The 26,692-nt window shown below is 42.4% G+C and carries 23 protein-coding genes; 13 read left to right on the plus strand and 10 right to left on the minus strand.

What is annotated here, in order from left to right; all coding sequences use genetic code 11:
- The first annotated feature begins 220 nt into the window (after window positions 1–220).
- Window positions 221–1,039, plus strand: coding sequence for a DUF72 domain-containing protein (locus tag I3257_RS10040; protein ID WP_201560824.1), 819 nt, complete (start codon window positions 221–223; stop codon window positions 1,037–1,039).
- 83 nt (window positions 1,040–1,122) lie between these two features.
- Window positions 1,123–2,067 (plus strand): hypothetical protein, encoded by a 945-nt coding sequence (locus tag I3257_RS10045; RefSeq protein WP_201560825.1) that lies wholly within the window; start codon window positions 1,123–1,125, stop codon window positions 2,065–2,067.
- Window positions 2,068–2,160: 93 nt separating this feature from the next.
- Here I3257_RS10045 and I3257_RS10050 read toward each other — a convergent pair whose 3' ends face one another.
- Complete coding sequence (locus I3257_RS10050) at window positions 2,161–2,790, minus strand: superoxide dismutase (RefSeq protein WP_045448006.1); 630 nt, start codon at window positions 2,788–2,790, stop codon at window positions 2,161–2,163.
- 558 nt (window positions 2,791–3,348) lie between these two features.
- Between I3257_RS10050 and rdgB the strand changes: the two genes are divergently transcribed.
- The 6 genes from rdgB to I3257_RS10080 all read left to right on the plus strand — a co-directional run bounded on the left by rdgB (window position 3,349) and on the right by I3257_RS10080 (window position 10,949).
- On the plus strand, window positions 3,349–4,002 hold the full coding sequence (gene rdgB / locus I3257_RS10055; RefSeq protein ID WP_238049663.1) for an RdgB/HAM1 family non-canonical purine NTP pyrophosphatase: 654 nt from the start codon (window positions 3,349–3,351) through the stop codon (window positions 4,000–4,002).
- A 507-nt stretch (window positions 4,003–4,509) separates the two neighbouring features.
- On the plus strand, window positions 4,510–5,850 hold the full coding sequence (tig, locus tag I3257_RS10060) for a trigger factor (protein ID WP_087814794.1): 1,341 nt from the start codon (window positions 4,510–4,512) through the stop codon (window positions 5,848–5,850).
- A gap of 448 nt (window positions 5,851–6,298) precedes the next feature.
- The gene (clpP, locus tag I3257_RS10065; protein ID WP_270896824.1) at window positions 6,299–7,003 is read left to right on the plus strand and encodes an ATP-dependent Clp endopeptidase proteolytic subunit ClpP; all 705 of its coding nucleotides are present in this window, start codon (window positions 6,299–6,301) and stop codon (window positions 7,001–7,003) included.
- 115 nt (window positions 7,004–7,118) lie between these two features.
- Window positions 7,119–8,432 (plus strand): ATP-dependent protease ATP-binding subunit ClpX, encoded by a 1,314-nt coding sequence (clpX, locus tag I3257_RS10070; protein ID WP_238049664.1) that lies wholly within the window; start codon window positions 7,119–7,121, stop codon window positions 8,430–8,432.
- 225 nt (window positions 8,433–8,657) lie between these two features.
- Window positions 8,658–9,668 carry an SDR family NAD(P)-dependent oxidoreductase gene (locus tag I3257_RS10075; RefSeq protein ID WP_269135354.1) on the plus strand — a complete coding sequence of 337 codons (1,011 nt, stop codon included), beginning with the start codon at window positions 8,658–8,660 and terminating at the stop codon, window positions 9,666–9,668.
- Between the two features lie 330 nt (window positions 9,669–9,998).
- Window positions 9,999–10,949 carry a c-type cytochrome gene (locus I3257_RS10080; protein ID WP_201560829.1) on the plus strand — a complete coding sequence of 317 codons (951 nt, stop codon included), beginning with the start codon at window positions 9,999–10,001 and terminating at the stop codon, window positions 10,947–10,949.
- A gap of 104 nt (window positions 10,950–11,053) precedes the next feature.
- On the opposite strand, the gene I3257_RS10085 is transcribed toward I3257_RS10080, so the two are convergent.
- From I3257_RS10085 to argS, 3 genes are all read right to left on the minus strand, one after another.
- Window positions 11,054–12,148 carry a PTS sugar transporter subunit IIC gene (locus I3257_RS10085; RefSeq protein ID WP_238049665.1) on the minus strand — a complete coding sequence of 365 codons (1,095 nt, stop codon included), beginning with the start codon at window positions 12,146–12,148 and terminating at the stop codon, window positions 11,054–11,056.
- Between the two features lie 145 nt (window positions 12,149–12,293).
- Complete coding sequence (locus I3257_RS10090) at window positions 12,294–13,109, minus strand: SPOR domain-containing protein (protein WP_109592480.1); 816 nt, start codon at window positions 13,107–13,109, stop codon at window positions 12,294–12,296.
- A 102-nt stretch (window positions 13,110–13,211) separates the two neighbouring features.
- A complete protein-coding gene (gene argS, locus I3257_RS10095; RefSeq protein WP_201560831.1) occupies window positions 13,212–15,041 on the minus strand; it encodes an arginine--tRNA ligase in 1,830 nt (609 codons plus the stop codon).
- A gap of 732 nt (window positions 15,042–15,773) precedes the next feature.
- On the opposite strand from argS, the gene I3257_RS10100 reads away from it, so the two are divergent.
- Window positions 15,774–15,992, plus strand: coding sequence for a DUF2788 domain-containing protein (locus tag I3257_RS10100; protein WP_045448016.1), 219 nt, complete (start codon window positions 15,774–15,776; stop codon window positions 15,990–15,992).
- Between the two features lie 156 nt (window positions 15,993–16,148).
- On the opposite strand, the gene I3257_RS10105 is transcribed toward I3257_RS10100, so the two are convergent.
- The 4 genes from I3257_RS10105 to cmoA form a co-directional block, all read right to left on the minus strand.
- Window positions 16,149–17,276, minus strand: a complete 1,128-nt coding sequence (locus tag I3257_RS10105) for a DUF1176 domain-containing protein (RefSeq protein ID WP_238049666.1) — start codon at window positions 17,274–17,276, stop codon at window positions 16,149–16,151.
- A gap of 37 nt (window positions 17,277–17,313) precedes the next feature.
- A complete protein-coding gene (gene cmoB / locus I3257_RS10110) occupies window positions 17,314–18,375 on the minus strand; it encodes a tRNA 5-methoxyuridine(34)/uridine 5-oxyacetic acid(34) synthase CmoB (protein ID WP_201560833.1) in 1,062 nt (353 codons plus the stop codon).
- Window positions 18,376–18,561: 186 nt separating this feature from the next.
- Window positions 18,562–19,929: a KAP family NTPase gene (locus tag I3257_RS10115; protein WP_238049667.1), complete on the minus strand. Its 1,368-nt coding sequence runs from the start codon at window positions 19,927–19,929 to the stop codon at window positions 18,562–18,564.
- A gap of 160 nt (window positions 19,930–20,089) precedes the next feature.
- Window positions 20,090–20,890, minus strand: a complete 801-nt coding sequence (gene cmoA, locus I3257_RS10120) for a carboxy-S-adenosyl-L-methionine synthase CmoA (RefSeq protein ID WP_193216937.1) — start codon at window positions 20,888–20,890, stop codon at window positions 20,090–20,092.
- A gap of 203 nt (window positions 20,891–21,093) precedes the next feature.
- Here cmoA and msrA point away from each other — a divergent pair, with 203 nt between their 5' ends.
- From msrA to I3257_RS10140, 4 genes are all read left to right on the plus strand, one after another.
- The gene (gene msrA, locus I3257_RS10125; RefSeq protein ID WP_193216936.1) at window positions 21,094–21,615 is read left to right on the plus strand and encodes a peptide-methionine (S)-S-oxide reductase MsrA; all 522 of its coding nucleotides are present in this window, start codon (window positions 21,094–21,096) and stop codon (window positions 21,613–21,615) included.
- Window positions 21,616–21,785: 170 nt separating this feature from the next.
- A complete protein-coding gene (gene tmpT / locus I3257_RS10130) occupies window positions 21,786–22,454 on the plus strand; it encodes a thiopurine S-methyltransferase (protein WP_193216935.1) in 669 nt (222 codons plus the stop codon).
- A 66-nt stretch (window positions 22,455–22,520) separates the two neighbouring features.
- On the plus strand, window positions 22,521–23,234 hold the full coding sequence (locus I3257_RS10135) for a DUF1499 domain-containing protein (RefSeq protein ID WP_238049668.1): 714 nt from the start codon (window positions 22,521–22,523) through the stop codon (window positions 23,232–23,234).
- Window positions 23,235–23,464: 230 nt separating this feature from the next.
- Complete coding sequence (locus tag I3257_RS10140; RefSeq protein ID WP_238049669.1) at window positions 23,465–24,946, plus strand: lytic murein transglycosylase; 1,482 nt, start codon at window positions 23,465–23,467, stop codon at window positions 24,944–24,946.
- A gap of 106 nt (window positions 24,947–25,052) precedes the next feature.
- On the opposite strand, the gene I3257_RS10145 is transcribed toward I3257_RS10140, so the two are convergent.
- Entirely contained in the window at window positions 25,053–25,352 is a 300-nt protein-coding gene (locus I3257_RS10145) for a hypothetical protein (protein WP_238049670.1), read from the minus strand.
- A gap of 276 nt (window positions 25,353–25,628) precedes the next feature.
- Entirely contained in the window at window positions 25,629–26,627 is a 999-nt protein-coding gene (locus I3257_RS10150; protein WP_238049671.1) for a DUF4062 domain-containing protein, read from the minus strand.
- Window positions 26,628–26,692 lie beyond the last annotated feature (65 nt).

Below are 26,692 nucleotides of genomic sequence, written 5' to 3' on the forward strand. Positions count from 1 at the left end.
TGAAATTGATGGGTGTCGAAGACGCGACCAGCTATGCGCAATCGCTATTTAATGATGGACGCGCGGCAATCATTCGTGAACTGAGTCATCATAAACCAAGCGGTAGCGAGCTTGGTAATGACGCAAACAATGATGCTTTACTGGCATTAATAGAATGGCTATGGGCACGTAAAAAATAGCCAAAAATTTAATCATCAAAGAACAGCAGTGAGTGGTCAACATGGACAGTAACCCTACCCCGCGTATTTACCTCGGCACTGGCGGCTATAGCGATACCGACCTACTCGGCACGCTGTACCCAACGAGCACCAAAAAGACGGACTTCCTACGTGAATATGCCAAGCAATATGGTGCGGTAGAGATTAATAGCACCTTTTACGCACCTATCGGACAAAAAGCCTTTGCAGGTATGGTCAATAAAGCCTATGCCGAAGCAAATAGTGAATTGAAATTTGCAGTCAAACTCCATCAAGACTTTACTCATGCACGTAAAGGCACTGCCGAGCACGCGCAAGCTTTCTTGACTGCGCTAACCCCACTTATCGAAGCCAATGCTCTAGCTCCACTACTATTACAATTCCCACACGGCTTTGATCGTACCCGTGAGCATCGTTTATATCTGGCAAATCTCGTTAGTTGGTTTAAGGATTATCCATTAGCCATCGAGTTCCGTCATAACGGCTGGCATACCCCGCAAGTGGTCGATAGCTTCGTCAAGCAAGGTTTGATTTGGTGTAGCGTCGATTATCCTAAGGTCAGCGGTCTGCCGCCATCACGATTGATATTTACCGAGCGAACTGGTTACCTGCGTATGCATGGTAATAATCTAAACTGGTGGGATGCGATGAGCGCTGCTGACCGCCATGATTATCGTTACTCTGAGGCTGAAATGAACGACTGGGCGCAAGCGATTGCCAATCAGCGTCAGCACTTTGATACGCTATATATCTTCTTTCAAAACACCGTCAATGCGCATGCTTATTATAATATTGCAATGCTGCGAGAAGCGTTGGATAATTTTGGGTTTGAGGTGTTGTGAAATTATATTTTCATATGAAATAAAATTGAGAATAATAAAATAATGAAACTTTAGTTTGCTATCTTACTCAATAAGGATCGTTTATGAAAGACGTACAACACTCAATATCAACGAAGTTAACAGCTGATGTGTTTAAAGCAATAAACACGGGAAATTCTGCTAAAAACATAATCAAAAAAAACAAAAGTATGCCTGATCGACTATTAAATATGGCAGGTCGACATGTGGGTATAAAGGAAGAACACTTGCCTATATATCGAAAATTAGTACGTGGTGAAAATAATGAGTTTCTTGAAAAACTGAAAGGTTTTAACCATCAATTACAACCCGGCGACTTAATTCTTGTTACTGGTATTGGCACATCTTCCAAGACACTAGTTAAATTGCAAAAGAGTTTCTATGAGAAAGCAAGGTCAAGTCATATTGCAGTAGCTCATTCCGAGTTTGTATGTGTTGATGCCATACCAAAAACAGGGGTCTCCTTAAGATTGGTTCCAGAAATACTTAGAAACGTTGAAAATAACTGGCGTGTCATTCGCCTAAAAAATATACCAGAATCAAGTTTTGAAAATATTAGTAAATCATGTATTTATTATACTGAACAACCATATTTAATATTTCTAAAACGTAAACCAGCTAAAAATTATTCTTACTGCTCTGAACTTGCTCGTAAAATATATATCAGTAGTGACATTAAGGAATGTGGTATCCCAAACAAACCTATCATAAAACCTTGCGATTTTGATAACCTCGCCGATAGAAACAGTGAATGGGAAGATATAACTGAATCGGTTAGAAGCTATATCGAATTCTGTGTAGAGTATGAAGGTTTTTTGATGTTTATGAGTAAATTACTACTAAACGGAATAAACCTTAACCGCCAAAGATTTGATGAGCGTATAGAAATTAAACGCAAGATAAGTAGGATGGTAAAGAAAGGTGAAATCACATCTCAAACTGCATCCAAAGTTAATGAAAATATAAAAACACGCGAAGACTCATTGAACTATAAATTTTGGAATAAATAGTTGAAATAGCAGTCTTATTTAACAGAATAAAAACCAAAAAAAAGGACGCCTCTCAGCGTCCTCTTTTTTAATCAAATACTTAGTTGTTAAAGATTACTCTTCAACACCAGCATCTTGACCTTTGTATTTAGCATTTGCGTAGTCCCAGTTCACTAGCTTGTCTAGGAACGTATCAACATAATCAGGACGACGGTTACGATAATCGATGTAGTACGCATGTTCCCATACATCACAAGTCAATACCGCGATTTGGTCATGTGCAAGTGGTGTATCAGCGTTAGCAGTTTTGGCGATTGACAGTTTGCCACCGACTTTATCAGCGACTAGCCATGCCCAACCTGAACCGAACTGAGTCAATGCTGCGTTTTTGAACTCTTCACGGAACTTGTCATAGCTACCGAAATCTTCTTCGATTTTCGCTTTTAGATCACCAGTAGGTTCGCCGCCGCCGTTAGTTGGCGTCATGCAGTTCCAGTAGAACGTGTGGTTCCATACTTGGGCTGCTTGGTTGAACATACCTTGCTTGCTGTCATCTTTAGCAGTTGCTACGATGATTTCTGGCAATGTTTTGTCTTCTAGACCAGAACCTGGTAGCAATTCGTTAAGCTTAGTCACGTAGGCGTTGTGATGCTTGTCATGATGGTATTCTAGCGTCTCGGCACTGATGTGTGGCTCTAGTGCGTCTTTTGCGTATGGTAGCTCTGGTAAAGTAATGTTTGACATAGTTATTTTATCCTTGCTGTTTTTAGCCGTCATTTGATAAAAACTCATTATAGAAACTGAATTTTACGCTATTTTTACATGATAAAAAACACTATAAAATGGCGGACTAAATTGGCTGAGTTTATTGTTTGAAATGAATATTATTGCTTAATACCGTTTATTGTTTAACACAGTATCACGTATTATTATGAATCCAAAATTAACTTACTTTTGTTACAGTTTGCTCAAAAGCCAAGTGCTTGACTTCATAAGCATTTATTAACTTAATATTCACAAGCCATAAGATATCATTCACTGTAGCTTGGCGGCTATTATAGCAACAGTGGCGACAAATATCAGTTACCAAATGTTATGGATAACACTGTTAGTATAGCCTTTGGTTGTCTATAGACTAAGCGCAGAATGCCTTGCCATGCCAATCGTGCTAGGGCACTTAGCTGACTGATAAACTGATGAAATTGGCATTAAGATACCGCTATAATTTAAAAACTGACCATACTTTCAATAATGATACTTTCACTAACCATATTCTTAATAATGACATAACGGAATAACCCTATGAGCACCACGAATACCTCACGATCCTCTACCCAATCGACCCTTGATAATCAATGGGTGCTCGCCAGTAATAATAAAGGCAAACTGGCTGAGTTTAAAAGGCTGTTTGCCGAGGCAGATTTGGATGTGACGATCATCCCGCAAGGTCAGCTCAATATTGACGATGCGATAGAAGATGGGTTGAGCTTTGTAGAAAACGCCATTATCAAAGCACGTCATGCCAGTCGAATTAGTGGTCTACCTGCGATTGCAGATGATTCAGGACTATGTGTGCCAGTATTAGGTAATGCACCCGGCATCTATTCTGCTCGCTATGCTGGTGAGCATGGCAATGATGGCAAAAACAACGCCAAACTCATCGCTGATTTGCAACCTATTCGTACTGAGCACGCTAACGAGCCTATTAAAGGATTATTTGTTTGCGTACTGGCGATGGTGCGCCATGCTGATGATCCGCTACCGATTATCGCGCAAGGTCTGTGGCAGGGTGAGATATTAGAGACAGCGCATGGTGACGGCGGTTTTGGTTATGATCCGCTGTTTTGGTTGCCAGAGTTGCAAGCTAGCGCCGCGAGCTTAAGTGCTGCTGATAAAAATAGCATTAGTCATCGGGGGCAAGCGATTCAGCAATTATTGACGCAGTTGCCGTTGTAGATAACCCTTAAATCTTATAGTGGATTCAATTTATTCCTTTAGCTATTAATGCTAATACAAGAAAGTCTAGCGCAGAGGTAAAAATCGTAGTTTAAGCGAGATTGACGATGTAGCAGATTCAAAGTGAATGGACGATAAAGAGATAATTTTTACTTTAATAAACAGATAGATTATACTGTTCTACTTTTAAAATTTTGTTGAAAGCCGTTATTTGTCTGTATAATTCACCAAAAAGCGTTATTATGCGGTGCATTAACGGTTTATGATTGATATCTGATAGCGCCTATCACTAAGATAACCGTTTCACATTTTAGTATCAGTCAGCGCCAGTGGTGACCAAAGGCGATTGCTCAAGGTACTGACATTGCGCGCTATCGCTATCCCCTATTTATTCCAACGGCAACCCATGGTACACGCCCGTAATTTGAGGCACGGTTTGTCTATTACCATTTAACCCTAAGTACTATTTAATCAAACGTACTATTTAATCCTAAAGGTGTAATTAACATGGCTACAGATTTACAAGTCACAACCAACAAGCTATCTAATAAAGAAACCCAGTTGACAGTTAAAGTACCTGTCGAAAAAATTCAAAACAAAGTCGAAGGTCGTATTCGCCAAGTTGCGAAAACTGCCAAGATTGACGGTTTCCGTAAAGGTAACGTCCCTATGTCACATATCCGTTCACAGTACGGTGCTGGCATTCAACAAGAAGTCATCAACGATGTGATCCGTGATACCGTTTTTGAAGCGATCAAATCTGAAGACATCCGCGCGGTTGGCATGCCTAACATCGACGACGTAAAACTTGAAGATGATTTCTTGGTTTATCAAGCCACTGTTGAAATCTTCCCAGAAGTAGACGTGCAAGGTATCGATGAGATCGAAGTTGAGCGTCACACGGCTAAAGTAAGCGAAGAAGACGTCGACACTATGATCGAAAACCTTCAAAAGCAACGTGAAGAATTCGTTGAGAAAAAAGGTAAAGCGGACAAAGGCAATCAAGTAACTTTTGACTTTGAAGGCTCTATCGATGGCGAAAAATTCGAAGGCGGTTCTGCTGAAGACTTCAAACTGGTTATCGGTAGCAACCAGATGATTCCTGGTTTTGAAGCGGGTATCAAAGGCATGAAAGCTGGCGAAGAGAAAGTTATCGACGTCACTTTCCCAGAAGATTACCAAGCTGAAAACTTAGCGGGTAAAGAAGCTCAGTTCAAAATCAATGTAAAATTGGTTGAAAAATCTAAGCTACCAGAAATCAACGAAGAGTTCCTTGAGCTATTCGGCGTGAAAGAAGGCGGCGTTGAGAAGTTGAAAGAAGACGTTCGCAAAAACATGGAACGCGAAATCAAAAACGCGGCTCGTAGCCAAGTTAAGCAAGCGACTTTTGACGCATTGCTAGAAAAGAACGAATTTGACGTACCAAATGCTATGCTAGAGCAAGAAATCGAGCGTCAACGCAACATGATGATGCAACGTTTTTCTCAGCAGTTTGGTGCCAATGCTGATAGCTTCGATAAAGACATGCTACCAAATGAGCTATTTGAAGAGCAAGCGCTACGTGCTGCTCGTCTTGGCATCATCGTTGCTCGCGTTATCGATACCAAAGGCTTAGAAGTCGATCAAGAACGCGTTGAAACCTTCATCAAAGAAGCCGCTGAAAACTACGAAGATCCAAGCGAAGTAATCGAGTATTACACCAATGACAAGCAGCAGCGCGCGAACATTGAGTCTGTAGTACTAGAAGACCAAGTAGTTGATTATTTAATCGAGCAAGGTAAAGTAACTGACAAAGAAGTTAGCTACCAAGACCTATTAGCTGCACAGCAACAGCAGCAAGGCATGTAATTTAGTGAGATAACTTAGCAATTTGCCATTCAATGGCAAATTGCTAATCTCAATCTAAACATGCTCTAACATAATGCTCTAACGCAATGCTCTAACATATGTGTTAGGGCATTTTTATTGGGGATTTATATGCTATCTTTATGGACAGTTTATAACCAAGCCCCTTGATAAATGGTTACAGACGCCTTATTAATAGCGAGTCAATCATTTTATTAATAGCACTCATGTTATAAATAGAAAATTATTTTTCACATGAAAAAGTTACTATTGCCTCAATAAAAAAGTTACCATTAGCTCAATTATTTTTAGCGATATCTAGCGCTTATTATTTCAGCCAGCGAATATTATTAAAAAGCGGCAACATCTAGCATGATGAGCAGCCATACAAGCGTAGCCGCTCGCTAGCTTCAATCCCTTTATTTTATGTACTTATAAACAGGACATCTTTATGACAGATTATGATCGCATCACTGCCAACCCACATTTTGATATGCTGATGAGTGCGCACAATGACGCACAAGGCATGCAATATACCCAAAGCGCCCCTCAAGCTGCGCATGCAGCATTAGTGCCAATGGTCGTTGAACAATCCTCTCGTGGTGAACGCTCGTTTGATATTTTCTCTCGTCTATTGCGTGAGCGCGTTATCTTTTTGACCGGTCAAGTCGAAGACCATATGGCCAATCTAATCGTCGCACAGTTGCTATTTTTAGAAGCAGAAAACCCAGACAAAGACATTCATTTGTATATCAATTCACCAGGCGGCTCAGTGAGTGCAGGCTTGGCAATCTTTGATACCATGAACTTTATCAAACCTGAAGTATCGACCATCTGTATGGGCGGCGCTTATAGCATGGGCTCGTTCTTGCTCGCGGCTGGTCAAAAAGGCAAGCGTTACTCTCTTGCCAATGCTCGTGTCATGATTCATCAGCCTTCAGGCGGCGCGCAAGGTCAAGCAACCGATATCGAAATTAATGCGCGTGAAATTCTAAAAACGCGTGCCCGTTTGAATGAGATTTTGGCAGAACGTACTGGTCAACCATTAGAGAAAATTGAAAAAGACGTTGAGCGTGACTTTTGGTTAGATGCGAAAGAAGCCAAAGAATACGGTCTGGTTGATGAAGTATTAGAGCGCCGCCCTACTTCTTTATAATTACCGCATAAGAGCAAAAGCTTTGATGGGCATCAAAAGCCTGAGCGTTATACGTTTTGGCTTTGATGTAAAAAATCAAAATATTTGTAAGTTTTAAATTTTAGGAGCGCCTTTTATGGCAGAAGATAACACCCCGCATTGCTCGTTTTGCGGCAAAGCCAAAAGCGATGTACAGCAGCTGATTGCCGCTGACGATGCCAATATCTGTAATGAATGTATTGAGCTATGTACCGATTTAATCGCTGATAGCGCTGAAGATGGCGATGATGACAGCGACATTGATACTTCTTGGGTCAATAAAAAGCTACCAACGCCAAAAGAGCTGCGTGCCAAGCTTGACGAATACGTCATTGGACAAGACGCTGCTAAAAAAGCCTTAGCAGTTGCCGTCTATAACCATTATAAGCGTCTAAAAGTTAGCCAAACCTTAGCCAATGACAGCAAAAAAGCGAAGATTGGCGCTGACGATGCCATGGTTGAATTGGCTAAGAGCAATATCTTGTTGATTGGCCCAACGGGTTCTGGTAAGACCTTGCTGGCGCAAACCTTGGCGCGTCTACTGGATGTGCCTTTTGCGATGGCCGATGCGACGACCTTGACCGAAGCAGGTTATGTCGGCGAAGATGTCGAAAACATCGTGCAAAAACTTTTGCAAGCATCAGATTATGATGTGAGCAAAGCGGAACAAGGCATCATCTATATCGATGAGATTGATAAAATCAGTAAGAAAGGCGACAATCCGTCTATCACCCGTGATGTGTCAGGCGAAGGCGTACAGCAAGCGTTGCTAAAGCTTATCGAAGGTACGGTCGCTGCCATTCCGCCACATGGTGGTCGTAAGCATCCACAGCAAGAGCTGATCCAAGTTGATACGAGTAACATTTTAATCATCGTCGGCGGGGCGTTTGCCGGTCTTGATGCGGTTATTCAGCAGCGTACAGAAAAAGGCGGTATCGGCTTTAACGCCGATGTCAGCTCAAAAGACGATAGCAAACGCAGCTCAGAATTACTGCAACAAGTAGAGCCTGAAGATTTGATCAAATTTGGTCTTATTCCTGAGCTCATCGGTCGTCTTCCTGTTCTTGCTGCGCTCACAGAGCTGGACGAGGACGCATTGGTGCAGATATTGACAGAACCAAAAAACGCTTTGGTTAAGCAATATAAGTATCTATTCGATATGGAAGGCGCTGACATTAGCTTTACCAAAGAAGCGCTCGATGCGATTGCCAAAAAAGCCATGGCGCGTAAAACAGGTGCTCGCGGACTGCGCTCTATCGTCGAAAATGCGCTCCTTGAGACCATGTACGAGTTGCCTTCTATGAAGAACGCCAAGACTGTCATCGTCGACGAGCAAGTGATTAATGAAGGTAAAACACCTGAAATCATCTTTTCTACCGACGACTCAGAGCAAACAGCAATCGACGCTTAGCGGTGGTTATCAGCTTTATTAAAACTGTCATTGAAGTAAAGGCGTCTAGCATATCTTATGCTAGACGTTTTTTTATGGCTGCTCACTTATGATCTTTTTATGACAGCCAATGTATGGGTAAAGTGACAGCGGCGTCTATCAATCGTTCATAGCTAAAATCACAAAGCATGCTAAGGTAAATGTGCTACCAACACCTATCACTGATGAAACAAAGGACTGTTTATCATGCTTAACAATGTTACTTCTATCGCAACCTCATTACGTCAACACTTGCCTTTTCATACCACGATAGACCAAGATATTACTCCTTATTATCATAATCATGTCGCGGCTATTACGGGTGCTGGCTCTGGTATGGGGCGCGAGCTGGCTATTCATTTGGCAAAGATGGGCTGCCACGTGGCGCTCTCTGATATCAACGCGGTGCAACTGGCACAGACCAAAGAATTGCTCGTCGGTTATGACATCAAAGCGACCATGACAGTACTTGATGTCTCAGACTATAAAGCCGTGGAAGCGTGGGCAGATAGCGTCATGGTAGACCATGGCAAAGTGAACTTCATCTTTAATAATGCAGGCGTGGCGCTATATTCGACCGTAGAAGGCAGTAGCATTAGCGAGCTTGAATGGGTAATGGACATCAATTTTTGGGGTGTGGTCTATGGCACCAAGGCATTTTTGCCATTGATTAAAAATAGTGTCAAACACAGCGAATCGCCGAATGGCAGCAAAAAAAACAAAACGCGCCAATTTAACGAGCATGGTCACATCATTAATATCTCAAGCCTGTTTGGCTTGACCGCGCAGCCGTCACAATCTGCGTATAACGCCAGTAAATTTGCTGTACGCGGCTTTACCGAAAGCTTGCGTCAAGAGTTAGATATTCAGCGCTGCGGTGTATCAGCGACCTGCATCCATCCCGGCGGGATTAAAACCAATATTGCCAATAGTGCCCGTGGCAATGATAGTATCAATGATATTGGCATGCGTACTGGCCCCAAAGCCATTCAGAGCTTTAATAAATTCCTGAAATTTGATGCAGGCAATGCCGCTTTGATTATTTTGCAGGCTGCCGCGACCAATCAACCGCGCTGTCTTATTGGCAATGATGCCAAAATAATCGACGCGGTACAGCGTGTCTTTCCAGCGACATACAGTCAAATATTGAACGATGTCCATACGCTCTCTCGTAAGCTCAAGCCACGCCGCCATAAAAAATCAAGCACGCCAAAATAGTATGTTTTAAGAGTATTTGCCCACAAAAAAGCGCTTAAATATTATCAATATTTAAGCGCTTTTTTGATCGATAGAATTTCAATACTGTCTTTCAATATCGTTCTTCATACGGTATGAAATTAATTCATATCTCTTTAAAGCCAAAACACTTTATCTATTTATATACTTTAATTATTTAATATTTGGTACAATTATGTTTCTAGCAACTTACAGATTGATGACTCATTCAGATTTTTTGCACAAAAATTAAGATTACTTCTGTCACTCTGACAGCTAAATTATCATAAAAATATATTATTACATATTATTTTTGATAATAAGGATATTCCAATGAAAATACTTTTAAGGGTCAAACCCTCTTCCTCCGTTTTACTGGCTGCTATCTTTGCTATTGGTGCGGTTAACCTGTCAGGCTGTAGTGAATCAGATACCAAGGCCGTTGACCGTGTCGAAGAAGCTGAAGCGTTAGCCCGTGTTAAGTCACTTGAGGCACGTGCCGCAGAAATTAAAGACGAGATGGCTGCAAATCCAAGCGCCAAACTGAGCGTTAGCATGCCAGATGAATCCACTATTCCAGATGATGAGTTCGGCGCAGCAGTACGTCGCGGCTTACAAATCGCCAATCATACTTATAAAGAAATGCCTGACAATGTCGGCAACCAGTTGAATTGTACCAGCTGTCACTTGGGTAACGGCTCAGAGGCCTATGCGGCGCCTTGGAATGGCATGCCGGGCATTTATCCTATTTATCGGTCACGTGCTGGTCGCGTGAATTCAATACAAGAGCGCATCAATGGCTGTTTTGAACGCTCAATGAATGGCAAAGCACTTGATCTAGGTTCAGATGATATGAATGCGATGGTGTCTTATATGAGCTGGCTATCGCAGGGCTTGCCTTATGGTGTCTCGCCTGAAGGTCGCGGTTTTGTTAAGGTAGACAAAACTTTAGAGCCAAATACGGACAATGGCAAAAAGCTGTTTGCTGAAAAATGTAGCGTTTGCCATGGTGAAAATGGCGAAGGTCAATATAACGACGATGGCACTTATATCTATCCAGCAGTAGCCGGAGACAAGTCCTTCAACGATGGCGCAGGTATGGCACGAACTTATACAGCAGCGGCCTTTATCAAGGGCAAAATGCCCTTTGGTCAAGGTAACTCGCTTAGTGACCAAGAAGCGGTCGATATTGCTGCTTACTTTACCCATCTGCCGCGACCTATCAAAGCCAACAAAGACAAAGATTGGCCCAATGGTGATGCCCCTAAAGATGTACGCCGCTAATTAAAACAAGCTCATAATTTATATAGTAAAAAAGCCCAGCTATTTAAATAGCTGGGCTTTTTTATTATTGATAGTTAGGACAGTTTGCGTCCTTTATCTTTAATTTAAGGCAATTTCATATCACCATCAACCAGCCAGCCCATGCGGCGCATTACATAAGCGACCACACCTGCAATTAGCGCAGGTAATACAAACATCAACAGGATAATCGCTGTCCATAATTGACCCGTACTCATGATGTCTTGTGACGCTTCAATCACTCCAAATACGCCGACCAATCCAGCGGTACCCATACCCGCACCCGTTGCCGTACATGCCAGTCCAAAACCTACTGTCGCAATAGGACCAACGATGGCGCTGGCAATCACAGCAGGCAACAACACCAGCGGTTTTTTTAACACATTAGGAATCTGTAGCATACTGGTGCCCAGACCTTGAGATATTACGCCACTGACGCCGTTGTCTTTAAAGCTTGCAACGGCAAAGCCAATCATGTGTGCCGCACAGCCTACTACTGCTGCCCCGCCTGATACGCCGCCAAGCCCAATTGCGATACAAATAGCAGCGCTGGACGTTGGCAATGTCAATAAAATACCCACTACCACTGCAATCACAATACCCATTAACAGAGGCTGTAACTCAGTGGCCGCTTGAATACCTTGACCAATGGCAGCGACCGCAGCGACGATAGGTGGATTCAATAGGGCGCAAACTGCTAATGCTACCGCGCATACCAATAAAGGAACCAATAGAATATCGAGCTTGGTTTTGCCAGCGACCCAAGTACCAGCACGACAAGCAAATACCGAGGTCAAATACGCCCCTATCGGATTCCCCGGTAAGGCGGCAAAGGTCGCAGGTCCACCTACTTGGGGCGTAAATAACGTCCCTGCCATTAATGCTTCAGAGTGTGCGCCAAGCATACCCGCCACCAAGCAGCTGAGCATGACGAGCGTCGGTGCTTTAAGGTAATAGGCGATACCTACTCCGATACCCGCACCCATTAGTACTGAGGCAAGCTTGCCCACCGCAACCAATGCGGGCAAATCTAACCAGCCACCGATTTGCGAGATGATTAGACCAGCAATCAACGTGACAAATAGCCCTAAAGCCATGCCAGTAAACGCATCAATAAAATACTTTTGGAAAAATGCTTTAATGAAGCTGGTAGGCGGTGTTGCTAAATGAGAGACAGTCATAGCCACGCTCTTTATAAAATTTTTGATGAAAGGTAATAAACCAACAGAAAAATAACTTTGCTAAAAATCAGAGATAAAAAAAACGTCATTGCGACGCTTTTTTTATTATTCATAAAGAACTATAACTGTTATTAAACAGCGCAACTTAACGACGCTGTTCAACGATGATGGAATCAATACCGTTATTCTGTAGGCGCTGCTGAGCAGTGGTTACTGCTTGGCGGTTATTCATCGGGCGAGAAATAACTTGATAGATTGGCAAACCATTACCCGTCGTATTCTTGACCACGCGAGCGTCTACACCTGCCATCAACACTTGAGCACGGCGGCGATCTGCTTCATCCGCATCACCGAAGCTGTTGATCTGCAAAATATAAGTTGCCGCAGGTTTTGCAGCCTGAACGCTAGCAGTACCTGCGCCTGCATTATTGGTGGACGTATTATTGCTACTAGCAGGCGTCGATCCATCATAGGTCGCGTCTTCTTCAACGATCACAATGTCATCGCCGCTATTACTGGTAGCAGCGTTATTGCCACGACTGGGCGCAATAACCGTGTTTTCAGAGATACCAAAGTTACCAGTATCATCATTGCGACTGGCTGAGCCATCCTCAGGTTGAGTCACCACCACATCAGGCTCAAAGGCACTGATATCCCCTATGCGATCATTGCCTGTCTCAGCAATATCTTCATCAGGAATAGTCGCCATCTCTTGATTGGGCAAAATATCATAGAACTCATAATCACCATTATCAGTATCAGTGTCGACACGTGGCTGCACCTGACGATCAGGATCATTACCAGCGGTGCTGTCAGCGGGACTGAAATCAAATAATGGTGACAAGTATATAAATACCCCTATCATAAGGGTCAATACCGCCCCGACAAACATCCACAATAAGCCTGATACGCTACTTGTTTTGCGTTTTTCAGTCGCACCTTTAGGTTTTTTGGCTAGCATGGATCTGTTTCTCCCTACTGAATCTAACTATCATCAAATTATGGCTGGCAGTCATCTATACTCATACTACATGTTAGAAAGTTACTATATACTAGAAAAAAACTACATGCTAGATGGTGCCGACAACCCTAACAAACTAAGACCATTGGCCAATACTTGACGTACGGCTTTAGACAAACGCAAACGGGCTTGCATCAATTCCATCTCATCCGAGCTTGGTGTCTCACCTGAGGTCAAACTCACTGGCAAAATGCGATTACTGTCATACCAACCATGAAATAGCGCTGCCAACTCTTTAAGATAGTTGGTCAAGACATGTGGCTCATAACCCGTCGCGGCGCGTAATAATGTCGCTGGATATCCTGCTAATAATTTAATCAGCTCGTCTTCGTTTGGTGCACTAAGTAAGTTTTGGTGTTCTAAACCAATCGCATCATCTACCACAAGACCACTGTTTTGTAGTTTTTCTAATACTCGGCAAACACGAGCATGCGCGTATTGAATGTAATACACTTGATTGTCTTTGCTTTGTGATTTAGCCAGCTCCAAATCAAAATCAATATGCACTTCAGGCTTACGGGCGACATAATAAAAACGCGCGGCGTCGTTACCAACTTCGGTACGTAAATCACGCAGGGTGACAAATTGACCTGAACGCGAGGACATTTGCACTTTTTCACTACCACGCCATAGTGCAACAAATTGCACAAGCACCACATCTAAACGATCAGCATCAATACCAAGCGCCAATAAAGCAGCTTTTACGCGTGGCACATAACCATGGTGATCGGCACCCCAAACATTGACCACTTTATCAAAACCGCGATCAAATTTGTTTTTGTGATAGGCAATATCAGAAGCAAAATAAGTAGATTGACCATTGGCACGGCGCACAACACGGTCTTTTTCATCACCAAAATCGGTTGATTTAAACCAAATATTACCGTCTTTTTCGTATAGATAGCCTTTTTCATCTAAGGTTTGCAAGACTGGCTCAATATCGCTATCAATAGACCGTTCGCTAAACCAGCACTCGTAGCGCACACCAAAGTCATTTAAGTCATCTTTGATATCGGCTAAAATACTGCTCAATGCCGCATTTAAAAACAGCTCATAACCTTCACCAAGCAAGGCTTTACTGTTGGCAATCAAGCCATCAATATGCGCTTCTTTGTCACCTGATAGCAGTGTTTTTTCGCCGTCCGCATTGATCTCAAACTCAGCATCTGCTGGCACATCTTTAGCGATTGCTGCAAAGCTATGAACGTAATGATCACCGTGTTGCGCTTTTAACGTTTGGGCGATGTCACTGACATAATCACCTTGATAACCATTGACTGGGAAGATTATTTGCTCGCCATTGGTTTCCAGATAACGCAAATAGGTACTGGTCGCCAAGATGTCCATCTGCCGACCCGCATCGTTGACATAATACTCACGCGTGACGTCATAACCAATCGCTTCAAGCAGGTTTGCCACGCTCATACCGAACGCTGCACCGCGACCATGCCCAACGTGCAAACTTGACGTTGGATTGGCAGAGACAAACTCAACCTGAATTTTTTGCCCGTCAAACTGATCGCTTAAACCAAAGCGATCTTGCAAGGCAAAGATATCATCTAATACCGCAAATTTGGCTTCCGCATTTAAGAACACGTTAATAAAGCCTGGACCTGCAATTTCTACTTGGCGAATGTCTTGGTTTTCAGGCAGCGCATTGACGATTTTTTCGGCAAGCTGTCGTGGATTGACCTTGGCAGCTTTGGCCGCTGTCAGCGCGATATTACTGGCGAAATCACCATGGCTTAAGTCTTTAGTACGGGTGATTTGGCTATTATTTTGCCAATCGCTTGGTAACGTGCCATCTGCTTGTAGGGTTTGAATCGCATCGTTAAATAGTGATGCAAGTGTATCAATTTGGGCTTGTGACATAAGGATTTGAACTCAGTTAAATAAACAACAAAAACGGTATAAAAATGTGGCGAATGCGAGCAGCCAATAACTGCCTATTATAATAGCGACCGACATTGCAGGGGATAAAATAATACAAAAAAGATAAGTAACCTGTAAATATAACAATCTTTGCCCTGCATTGCACTATGTGCACCAAAATTAGCACTAAAATCTTACGGTTATGACAGTTAACACTGATAATTTAGGTGACTAGGGCGTGTCCTCATTGTAAAAATGGTGATAAAAAGGAGATAAATTGCCGTTAAATAAGGAAAGTAGCGCAAATAATATCGAGATATTGATAAGCTATTTGACGATGTTTGGCAAAATTTAGCCATTTTTAGCCATTTTTATCCCATTTAGAGGATAATCGATTGAATTGGAGACACGCCCTAACAGGCGTTGTCTGTGCTTTCATTCACGATAAGTCAGATTGAAATGCTTTAAATAGATCAGGATTTAGCGCTGTTACCGATCAGTCAGCCCTGCAAATTGTAGCGTTACTGTTGTCTCATACTTAGCAGCAGTTTATACCTGCTCGCTTCCGCGTTATAATAACGGTTTGTATTGCTGCCTGCTTTTTTCTGACTTATTTTATGGATTACTGCTTATATCATGAATGGTGATACTTCATTTTGAAGGCAATTATTATCAAAAGATCCATAAAATAATATAAATAAAGGCGGCGTTACTACTTTATAGGATTATGCCATGTTTGCTATTGCTGCCAGTACGGTTACCAGTTGGGGATTGTATGTTTTACTACCCATATTCATCGCCTTCTTATTTTTTATTATGTGGGATATCTCTAAAGAATCTCAAGCTGGGCGCGCGGGTACATTTTGGATTTTCTTAGCACTAGGCGCAGGGTTTGTGGGATTCTTACTCAAGCTATTGTTGGAAGTCGCTTTTAAAAGGTGGTTGATATAATTTTTATATAACTGGGCCGTGTCCTCACTGTCAATGATAGGTAATAAATAACTCACCTATCACTGATAAATAGACAGTTAAATGATCAATTAAAAAATGCATGGCTCATAACGGCTTCACTTTATAGTGTGTCAATCATTCCTATCAAAATATCACTCACTGAGCCTTGCTATCATTTTTTACGACTTCACTCACGTAAGTTGGTAAATCCCACGCACCACCAGCAAAACCGCGACACATTCCTGAGCTGGAATCTTCTGATTTGGCAAATGTTTGACCATTCCAAACCCATATCGCATGATTCCAGCAATCACCAACCCCTCGATCTTTATGTGTTGCCCAAATCTCGCCATCAGAATAGTCATTGCCTGCCGTAGTGATCAGTTTTGGCTTGCTTGGTTTGTCATGATTAATAAGCCAATAACCCGAACTCTCATTATAGGCGCCTTGCCAGCACAGATGGCTAGCAAGCGTATGGAGGGCATCTACGGGTGTAAACGTCCAATTCAGTCTATCAGAACCATACTCTTGCATTCGTTGGTACGCGTCGGTCTTTGGATTAATCAGCTCACAGTCTCCCATATCATCTTCAGAGCCTATAAGCTCCTTGGCATCAATATCGATCCACTTATTTATATTCGCTTGAAAATAGGCCCACTTTGACGAATCCAGTTGCTTATTGTCAGCATAGGCATATGCTTTTTTAATCACAGGTTTCGCTTTAGCAGATTTGGGTATTTGCTTACTAGCGTGATTTTTACTTACCAATGCTATTGGCGTGCCCACTCTGCCTTGTACCTCATCAAGTTTTAGCAGCACGGCACTCATGCCTTTGTCACTAACAGACCAATTTTTACCACCTGCTTTTATCTCTATCTTAGTATTTTGACGCGCATGGTTAATAAAGTGTTGCGTTTGCTTGGCGGTTAAATCGTACGCTGAACCATCAGCATCTGGTTGTAGCATGCCTTGGTTTTTGCCATTTAACCACAGTTCAGCACTATGGTAGGTTTTGTCTGAGGTTTCTGATAAAAACTGGATTTGGGCAATCGGCAAGGCTTTTTTGGGTATGACGGTTAATAAAATAGAAGCTGGCGTATCGAACATACTCTCATCTGCATAACCTGCTGCGCGACAAGTCAATGTATTATCACAAACCACTTGCCAATCGTCCTGCACAAAGCCCCACCCTTCAAATGGCGTACCATAGGCAGCATGAGCTGATATGGACGTCAATGGCAGCAAGCCCTTCATAGCGCTGAGCAAAATCGTTAATTTTTTCACTGTCCATATTCCTTATGAGTGATACAGTACGCACGCGCTACTTTTTGGCAATCAAAGTCGCACGCATCGGCGCAGGATAGCCTTCAAGCGTTTTGCTAGCATCATTAGGATCTAAGAAGTCGGCCAGCGAATGATAAGTCATCCATTCCGTTTTACGCTGCTCATCGATAGAAGTCGTTGCCACATCGACACAACGTACCTCTGAGAATCCTGCTTTTTCTAGCCAGCCTGTCAATGCCGCGACTGATGGTAAAAAATACACGTTATTCATCTGGGCATAGCGGTCGTGTGGCACCAGTACGGTATTGGCATCACCTTCGATAACCAAGGTTTCAAGCACCAACTCACCGCCTTTGACCAACTGCCCTTTAAGATGTTGTAAATGCTCAAACGGCGATTGGCGATGATAGAGCACCCCCATGCTAAATACGGTATCAAACAGCTGACTGTGCTCGGGCAAGGCTTCAAGTGGTACGGGGATATAATGCGTTTTATAGCTATCAGCAGCCCCGACAAAATGACGAATCGCCATAAACTGATGATAAAATAAGCAAGACGGATCAATGATAATGACTGTATCCGCGCCAGCGCCAGCCATACGCCAGCCGTGATAGCCAGAGCCACCGCCCACATCTAATACGCGACGACCTTTTAAATTACCCAAATGCGGTGCGACTCGCTGCCACTTCCAATCACTGTGCCATTCGGTATCAATCAATATTGGCGCGGCTTGTTGGTCTTCATTCTGACCACTATCAATTTGATTTTCGAGCTGACCACCAATTTGAAAAGGCCCTTTGCGCCACGGCATCAGCTGTTTTAATAATGCCATTGTTTGTTTGCGCTGAGACTCACTAAGATTTGCCTCAATCGTCAGGACATCACTGTTCAGATCGACATGATTGACCGTCAAATTCGGCAAGCGTGCTACCGATGCTTGATAAGCAGGTGCATGCGCGTAGTTGGCTTTGTCTTTGATATCATTTAACCATGTTGGCAAGCGCGTAAGCCATTCATAAGCACTCGGCTGCTGCTGTGCTAACTCCAACAAAGTTAAATATAATTCGCGTTCAGCGTGAGTAATAGTGTCGTTAAGCATAAGATTTCAGTTCGAGTTGATTTATATTTAAATGAATAAAATTAAGAAAAGGTTAAAATAAAAGAAAATGCACCTCAATATATGAATTCTTCAGAGGTGGTGAAATATGCGTGGCATAGGTTATCTATCTTTAATAACTCAGTTTACGTTTTGTTGTTACCTAATCTTAAGGTTTAAACTTATATATTATTCAAATGCCATTATATTTGCCGTTTCTAAAATTTGAGCTACAGCTCTATCTCTATATGGAACTTCTTCCATATAGCTGACATATCTCATGTATGAATTCCATTTTTTTTGCTGATCTTCTGATATAGCATAGTTAACCTTATTTTCATTGAAGTCGGTAGTCAGAGAAGCCATGATAAATTCGCATACTTCAGGTATTTCACGACCGCCCTCTTCAAGGTAAGGTAATTTTTTTACACCCAAGAAATCACCGAGCAAATCAGCATCAACAACGCCTTTTCTAATCTCTCTTAAAATATCAGGTCTAAAGCAAACTAGCATAACACCAACTAATCTCAACAACGAATAACCAATATATTCGTCAGGAATAAAACGATTCGAATTGGATAGTACTTGTACAACTTCTATATGTAGAACTAATGTCTCTATCTCTCTGAGAGAAAGACCTTGATGACCAATGAATTTTGCAATAAATTTTTTCAAAAGGGTATTTGATAGCAGGCTACTAGATAAGAAACCTTTTTCTCCTATCAGCTGGTAAAAGTAAGCATTAGCAGCTAAAACGGGATTTGTCATGTGTCGTTGAGAATGCGGTGACAACTCAAACCTAAATTTTATAAATTTATCCAAGTAGCGTTGTGCATCAACTGCCTGACCATAGCAATGGTTTATAGAAGCTCTCAACTGCTGAGTATTAGTAACAAGTACGAAGCTAACACCTTCAACATCAAAAGTATGCTTGATTATCTCAAGCATATCGACTGCGAAGTTTGGTCTACAGCGATCAAGTTCATCTATAAATATAATAATAGGGTCTTGGGATGCAATGGCAGTTAGAGCGGTTTGTAATGTTTTTAAACTCTTTTCTGCCTCCACATGATCTTTGAGTATCAACTCTGCTGCTTTATCTATTGAATCATCAGCTGTTTTTTGAATTACTTCATCAAAATCATTTGCAACGTCAGCAAAATCTTGTCTCAGAAGATGAGAAACACCAGCTTTAGCAACTGTTTTTAGGGTGTACCGTACAGCTGGCAATACTCTGTTTATAAAAGCTTTTCTACGTGGCCCTTCAGGTAAGATTTTAATAATTTCTGCTAATACAGTCATCAAAGGCTCATCAACATGATCAGCTTTGAAAGCGTCAATATAAATTATATTGTGTGTATCATCTTGCTTCATTAGATTTATAAGTTTATGGCAAAACTCGGTTTTACCTGTGCCCCAGCTGCCATCAATAACCATTGGTGAAATATCTATATTAGATTTTAGGAGCTTAATAGCTTTTTCAGCGATATTTTTACGTTGAAATTCGTCACGCCCACCTTGTCCATCGAATGTTTTTGCCGTAATGTCCATATCCATTTTATCGTTCCTTCTTAATTTCAATCTAGCTCAGCAAAAATATGCGATGCTGTAAAGCGCATCTAGCATACTGAGAAAATGAATGCCTATTTCAACTAATGTGTGAAACGCAGGTAATAGCAGATGGAAGGATCAACTCCCATTATGTATTCAAACCCCACTATTTAAACGCCACAATAGACACAAAGTTCAAAAACTGAAACCATGTGAGATGCCGCTGAAAGCCAACGTCATTCAAACGTGCATGATGCTCGTCTAACGTATCAGTAATTAATACGTTTTCTAACGCATTACGTTTGCCGCTGATTTCCATCTCGCTATAACCATTGGCACGTTTAAAATCATAATAACGCTCGACCAACCATGCATCATATTGCTCATCAAAAGCATGGGTTTTTTCAGTTAATACCAGTATCCCGCCTTCACTTAACGCTGCATAAATTTTCTCTAATACTGCGATTCTATCGGCAGCGGGCAAAAACTGTAGCGTTAAATTCAAAATCACCATATCGCAGGGTTCAAGTTCCATATCGCGAATATCAGCGGTAATCACTTCGATGTCATGCGCAGGATAATTGTCACTCAGTAGCGTGGTCGCTTCGGTCGTCATCGCTGGTGAGATATCAATCGCCTTAATCTGCAAATCTTGCGGCTCAAACTCGCCTGCCAACGTCATGCTTGCTGCACCAAGTGAACAGCCCAAATCATACACTCGACTGACGCGCTGACCACTATCGCTCTGTTGACGATACTTACAATGGCGTCGGGCAAATATGGGTAACATCGCTAGCACCTGACCATAACCCGGCACACTGCGACGAATCATATCAGGGAAACAAGCCACCACTTGCTCATCAAAAGAGAAGCGTGCCGCTTTATCGAGTGGCGTGGTAAACGGTTTGTCAAATAGGGTGTCGTGTTTAACAATAGCAGGCTTAGATTGACTCATGGTGCGACTCATTTTGTGATAATAGAACTTAAATTAGGAAATAATTGATGGTCTTGCTTGTCATTATTAGCTGAAAGCGGCACGACGTAGCAAAAGCCCATTATAACATTACTGTTTGTTACTTATCGCGGTCAGATGCCCTGCTAAGCTAAATACGTATTGCTAGGTAAAAAACACTTGGCTCATATTTTATATTTATAAAAATAGGAAAAATTATGCAAACGATCGTATTAGGTGGTGGCTGTTTTTGGTGCACCGAATCGGTATTTTTATCCGTAAAAGGTGTGCAATCTGTTGTCTCAGGCTACATGGGAGGTGACGCTGTTTCTGCCAATTACGAAGCGGTCTGTAGTGGCAATACAGGGCACGTTGAAGTCATTAAAGTTGAGTTCGATGACTCTATCGTCCCGCTAGAAGTGATACTTGATGTTTTCTTTGCCACCCATGATCCCACCACAATGGATCGTCAAGGCAATGACGTCGGTAGCCAGTACCGCAGCGTGGTTTTTTATACCGAAGAAAATCAGAAACCAACAATTGACCGCACTATCAACAAACTGCGCGATATGGGCGTCAATGTGGTCACCGAAGTACATCCAGCTGTTGAGTTTTATCAAGCAGAAGAGACCCATCAGGATTTCTTTAATAAGAATCCAGGACAAGGGTATTGCAACTTTGCCATACCGCCAAAGCTTGCCAAATTGCGTAAAGAGTTTAGTCAATATATGGTGAGCTAAACGACAGAATAAAGATATTTATTCATTTGAAAAAAGATTATCTAAGCATTTCATTACAGCCAAACGCTTATTGTATGAGCGTTTGGCTTTTTAACATCTTTAGCATTCTCACTCAAACAGTTATGATAGAAACAACTCAAATATAACCCTCAACGAATAAAGGCTAAGGTATGAACGCTGAATTTTGGCACAGCCGCTGGCAAGAGAAACGCATTGGCTTTAATCAGTCTGCGGTGAATCCATTATTAATGAGCTACTTTAAACAATTAAACGTGAAAGCTGGTAGCCGTATCTTTGTCCCTTTATGTGGTAAATCGATTGATATGGCTTGGCTGGCAGCGCAAGGCTACGACGTCGTAGGCGTTGAATTGGTGGAAACAGCGGTACAAGCATTCTTTACTGAGCAGAATATCTCCCCTACTGTGCACCAGCATGCAGACAATCCAGCCATTAAATACTATCAAGGTCAGTTGTCAGGACAAACCATTATCTTATGGGTTGCTGATATTTTTGCACTAACGACTGAGGATATCGGATCTGTAAAGGCGGTGTATGATAAAGCCGCATTGATTGCGCTACCGGCTGATATGCGTGTGCAATATAGTGCGCAAATGTACCAGCTCAGTGCTAATGCACCACAATTTATCATCACTCTCACTTATGACCAAAGCAAAAAATCGGGACCGCCGTTCTCGATCAGTAGCGAGCAAATACAGCAATATTATGGCAATAACTATCATATCAGCGAATTGGAAAGTGAACCTACTTCTATAGGATCGGCACCTGAGCTAACAGTCTCGGAGCATGTTTGGCTATTGAAACAAGTGGTTAAAAAATGAAATGAGTCGTTAATAAGCCCATTTGCGTAGTGATTAATCAGTACTAAATTATGATGGAGAAATTGAATGAAAATATTCGTTGGGCTGATAAGTTTAATCTCTATTTTGCTAGTCACGCTCGCAGGTCCGCTGTACAAATTTGGCTTAATCGATTTAGCGACTGCGTTTTCAGGGTTTAAGTTTGGTGTATTTGCTGGTATCGCAGCATTGGTACTATTAGTCATACAGCTTTTATTTAAACGAGACACGGCTAGCCTTGGTAGCGTATTAACATCGGCAGTGCTTGCTATCATTGCCATTGCTATTCCACTAAGCATGATGAATAGCGCTAAAAATGTACCGCCCATTCACGATATTTCAACCGACCTAGTGAATCCACCTGAATTTGTGGCTATTGCCCCACTGCGCGCTGATGCACCAAACCCAGTTGAGTATGCAGGTGTAGAGACTGCAACGCAGCAGCGCGCCGCCTACCCTGAATTACAAACATTACGCTATAGCCAGTCAAAATCTGAGTTGGTTGAGGCAACCAAACAAGCCATCGATAATTTAGGTTGGGAGCTTGTCAATATCGATGCTGACAAAGGCGTCATTGAAGCGACAGATACGACTGCTTGGTTCGGTTTTAAAGATGATGTTGTCGTGCGTATCACGGATAACGATAATGAACGTCTAGTAGATATTCGCAGTAAGTCACGGGTTGGTGGGAGCGATTTGGGCAAAAATGCGGCGCGGATTCGTAAGTTAATTGAAGAGTTGGATAGGGTTTTGGGAGAGTGATTAGGTTTCTAGAGAAGTAAAAGTGATTAATTGGATTTTTTTAGCACTTTATCCATTTTAGCCTATCTATCCTAAACCCTGTCCCAACCTCACGCCACCGTCAATTTATAGTAACAGCTTACTTCGATACCTTTTCTTTACCCATGAGATTGGTTACTCTAAGTCCATACTGCACCAATCCGCTTTGCTTTCTCTTTTAATAACTATTTCAACGTTTATAGGATATTTTCATGCGTTTGACCCCAGTTTCTACTTTATCGTTACTCAGCCTTGCTGTTGGGCTGAGTTTTGCTAGCACTGCTCAAGCAGCCAAACCACCAGCGCCAAACTTATCTAATGCCGAGTTTCAACAATGCTTAGACGGTTTAAAAAACTCTAGCAAATTTCGAGGGGTTGATAGCTCTACTTTTAATAACTATCGCCCTAGCCAGCCTGATCCTAGCGTGATTCAATCATTGAATTATCAGCCAGAGTTTCAAAAAGACGTTTGGGATTATTTATCTTCACTGGTCGATAAAGAGCGTGTAGAAGATGGCATCCGTGCCAAGCGCCAATGGGCGGATACGCTCCGTCAAATTGAATCACGCTATGGCGTCAAAGCCGAGCACGTACTAGGTGTATGGGGCGTTGAGTCAAACTTTGGGCAGACATTGGGCAAAAAACCTTTGTTTGAGTCTTTAGCGACGCTGTCTTGTTTTGATCGCCGTCAGAGCTATTTCCAAGGTGAATACGCCAATGCACTAAAAATCGTCCAAAACGGTGATATCGCGCCAAGTGATATGACAGGCTCATGGGCGGGCGCTTTTGGGCAAACGCAATTTATGCCAAGTACCTTTTTAGAGTTGGCAGTCGATTTTGATGGCGATGGTCGCCGTGATTTGGTCAATAGTGTGCCTGACGCGCTAGCCTCTACCGCCAACTTCTTAGATAAGCGTGGCTATCGCACGGGCGAGCCTTGGGGTTACGAAGTCAAGCTACCCAGTGGATTTTGGGCTGCGTCTGACCGTAAAAACAAGAAGTCTATCAGCCACTGGCGCAATCAAGGTATCACGCTCGCCAATGGCAGTCCATTGCCAAACGACTTGAGTAGCGCCGGGTTATTATTACCCGCTGGCAAAGATGGTCCTGCATTCTTGGTCGGTAAAAACTTCGATACGTTTTATTCTTATAATGCGTCAGAAAATTATGCATTAGCAATCGCCCATTTATCAGACTTAATCACCAAAGAGGACAGCAGCAAAACTGACTTTGTCACGGCATGGCCTACCGATGACCCTGGTATCAGTCGCCAGCAAGCTAAAGATATCCAGCAGGCGTTATTGAACGCGGGTTACGATATTGGTGGTGTTGATGGCATTATTGGCGACAATACCCGTATCGCGATTCAGCAATACCAATCTAGTCGTGGTATCTTGCCAGCGGATGGACGCGCAGGACAGAAATTCTACCGCGCAATCATTAGAGATGCTGGAAACACAGCCCCGAAAAGCACGCAATACGGCAATCAATACGGGCAGCCGTCGAATAGCCAGCCTTTAAACCCTGCCTCTGCTGATCGCATGGGACAGTTGATTCAGCAGCAAACGAGTACTCCTAATACTTACTCGACGCAGCCTTCTGTACAATCACCGACCTCTGGTAACACACGCTATCGCCGTGTCATCGGTAGCGACGGTGTGGTGAAGCTCGTTCGTGTTGACGAAGGTTCTTAGTATTCCGCGGATGTATCTTAGGTTAAAGCACATAAAAAAAAGCCACGTTAATAATAACGTGGCTTTTTCATGGGGTTCATTCTTTATTTTTTAGTCAATTTTTAACTTAAACGATCGGTGGTGGGTTCGGTTTACCATTGTCACCATCCCAGTTCTCACGTGCTTTTTCATCTAGATCAGCAGGTGTTTTTGGTTCCCACTTGCCGTTTTCTTTCCAAGTAGCATCGCCCCAATCAGCGTCTTCTTCTTTTCTGTCCAAGTCTTTGTAAGCTTGGCTAGGGTTGATACCGCGACGTTTCATGTCCGCTACTTGCTCTTCTAATGTATGAAACTGCTCGGCAGCATGCATAGATTCTTCTAAGCCATCAAGCTCTTTTTTTAATGCATCGTTTTTAGCGTTACTCATCAGGTGCTCTCCTTAGTCAGTATTATTATGCGATTTATATACATTCGACTTATATGTATACGATATATACGTCAGTAATTTTAATATAAATAATGTATTTATTATCAATCTCTGATTAGTCTCAATATTACCAGTGTTAAATGGATTCACAACCGTTGACGCGTATGCTTTGTATTACAAAACGTAGTCACAGCCACACGTGTGCTCTTTACAGCAGATAGGCTATGACTACTTTTAAATAAGGAAGGCAGGAATATTATTAGTGCAAAATACGAATCATTGGGAGTTATGATGGACTTCGTTCAATAGATTTTTTGCATGGAAGGTCAACTTCCAAAGTTCTTGCGAGACGCGAGTGCCATAGGTTGTGAGCTGTATCCAGTTTGCACTCACTAGCTGACGTTGTAGCTGGTTCAAATCATCTTGAGAAATTTGGCAGCGCGAGACGGCATGGACATTCGGCATCTCTTTTTTGATGTCTTGCTCAGCTTTTGACGCTATCAAGCGATTCACAGCATTTTGCAAGCCATAGCTCGAAAAGGTCGCTGGTATTTTCATCAAGGCGATCAATATCTCTTGCCATGTTAAGGTCAAGGGTCTGGTAACATCGGTTAGATTGCCACCTGCATAAGCTTGAGCACTATATTGAATATCAAAAGCTTCTAACAATACAATTGGCTTACTCACATCATCAGAGACGAACTCATCAGCAGGGGGGCTATTTTCCTTTAGCGTTTTGTCAGTAGACAATAGATCTGCAAACCGTTCCGCCACGGTTTGCTTGCTAAATTTAATCATCTCCTCATTAGCTCTCAGCCATCCACCAACGACCTGATGATTGGTCACTGCATTATAGTAAGCTTGTACAAGTAATGGCTCAATATCCGTTTCTGTATCATAATAATATATCGTATTGTCCTGCCGAGTTACCGACTTAATAAATTCTTGCAGTTGACGACTGATACTCGCATCTGGATGATGATTTTTGATTAAGATGATTAACGGTTTGAGCTTGGCTTTGGCATTCAAATAGCTCAAATGCATTTGGCTAACGCCATTCCTTTGCACGGTGCCATAACTGTCTCCAATGAGCATCAGTGCATAATCGCAGGAGTCGATACATTGTCGACCATATAGCGATGCTTTTGGCAATTGGCTCGACACATCATAGGTCAAGAAAGCCCGCGACTGAAAAAATATCGCCAAGCTGTCCAAGACCAACAATTGATCATTGTCAGCGCATATGATGTGAATATGATAGCGACGGTTTGGCACAATCACCTCTAAGCTTAGGTCATGACATAGAATAATATGATATAAAATAGAGCACAAATATCTTG

The organism is Psychrobacter sp. Ps7, assembly GCF_022129225.1.
GTDB classification, from domain to species: Bacteria; Pseudomonadota; Gammaproteobacteria; order Pseudomonadales; family Moraxellaceae; genus Psychrobacter; species Psychrobacter immobilis_A.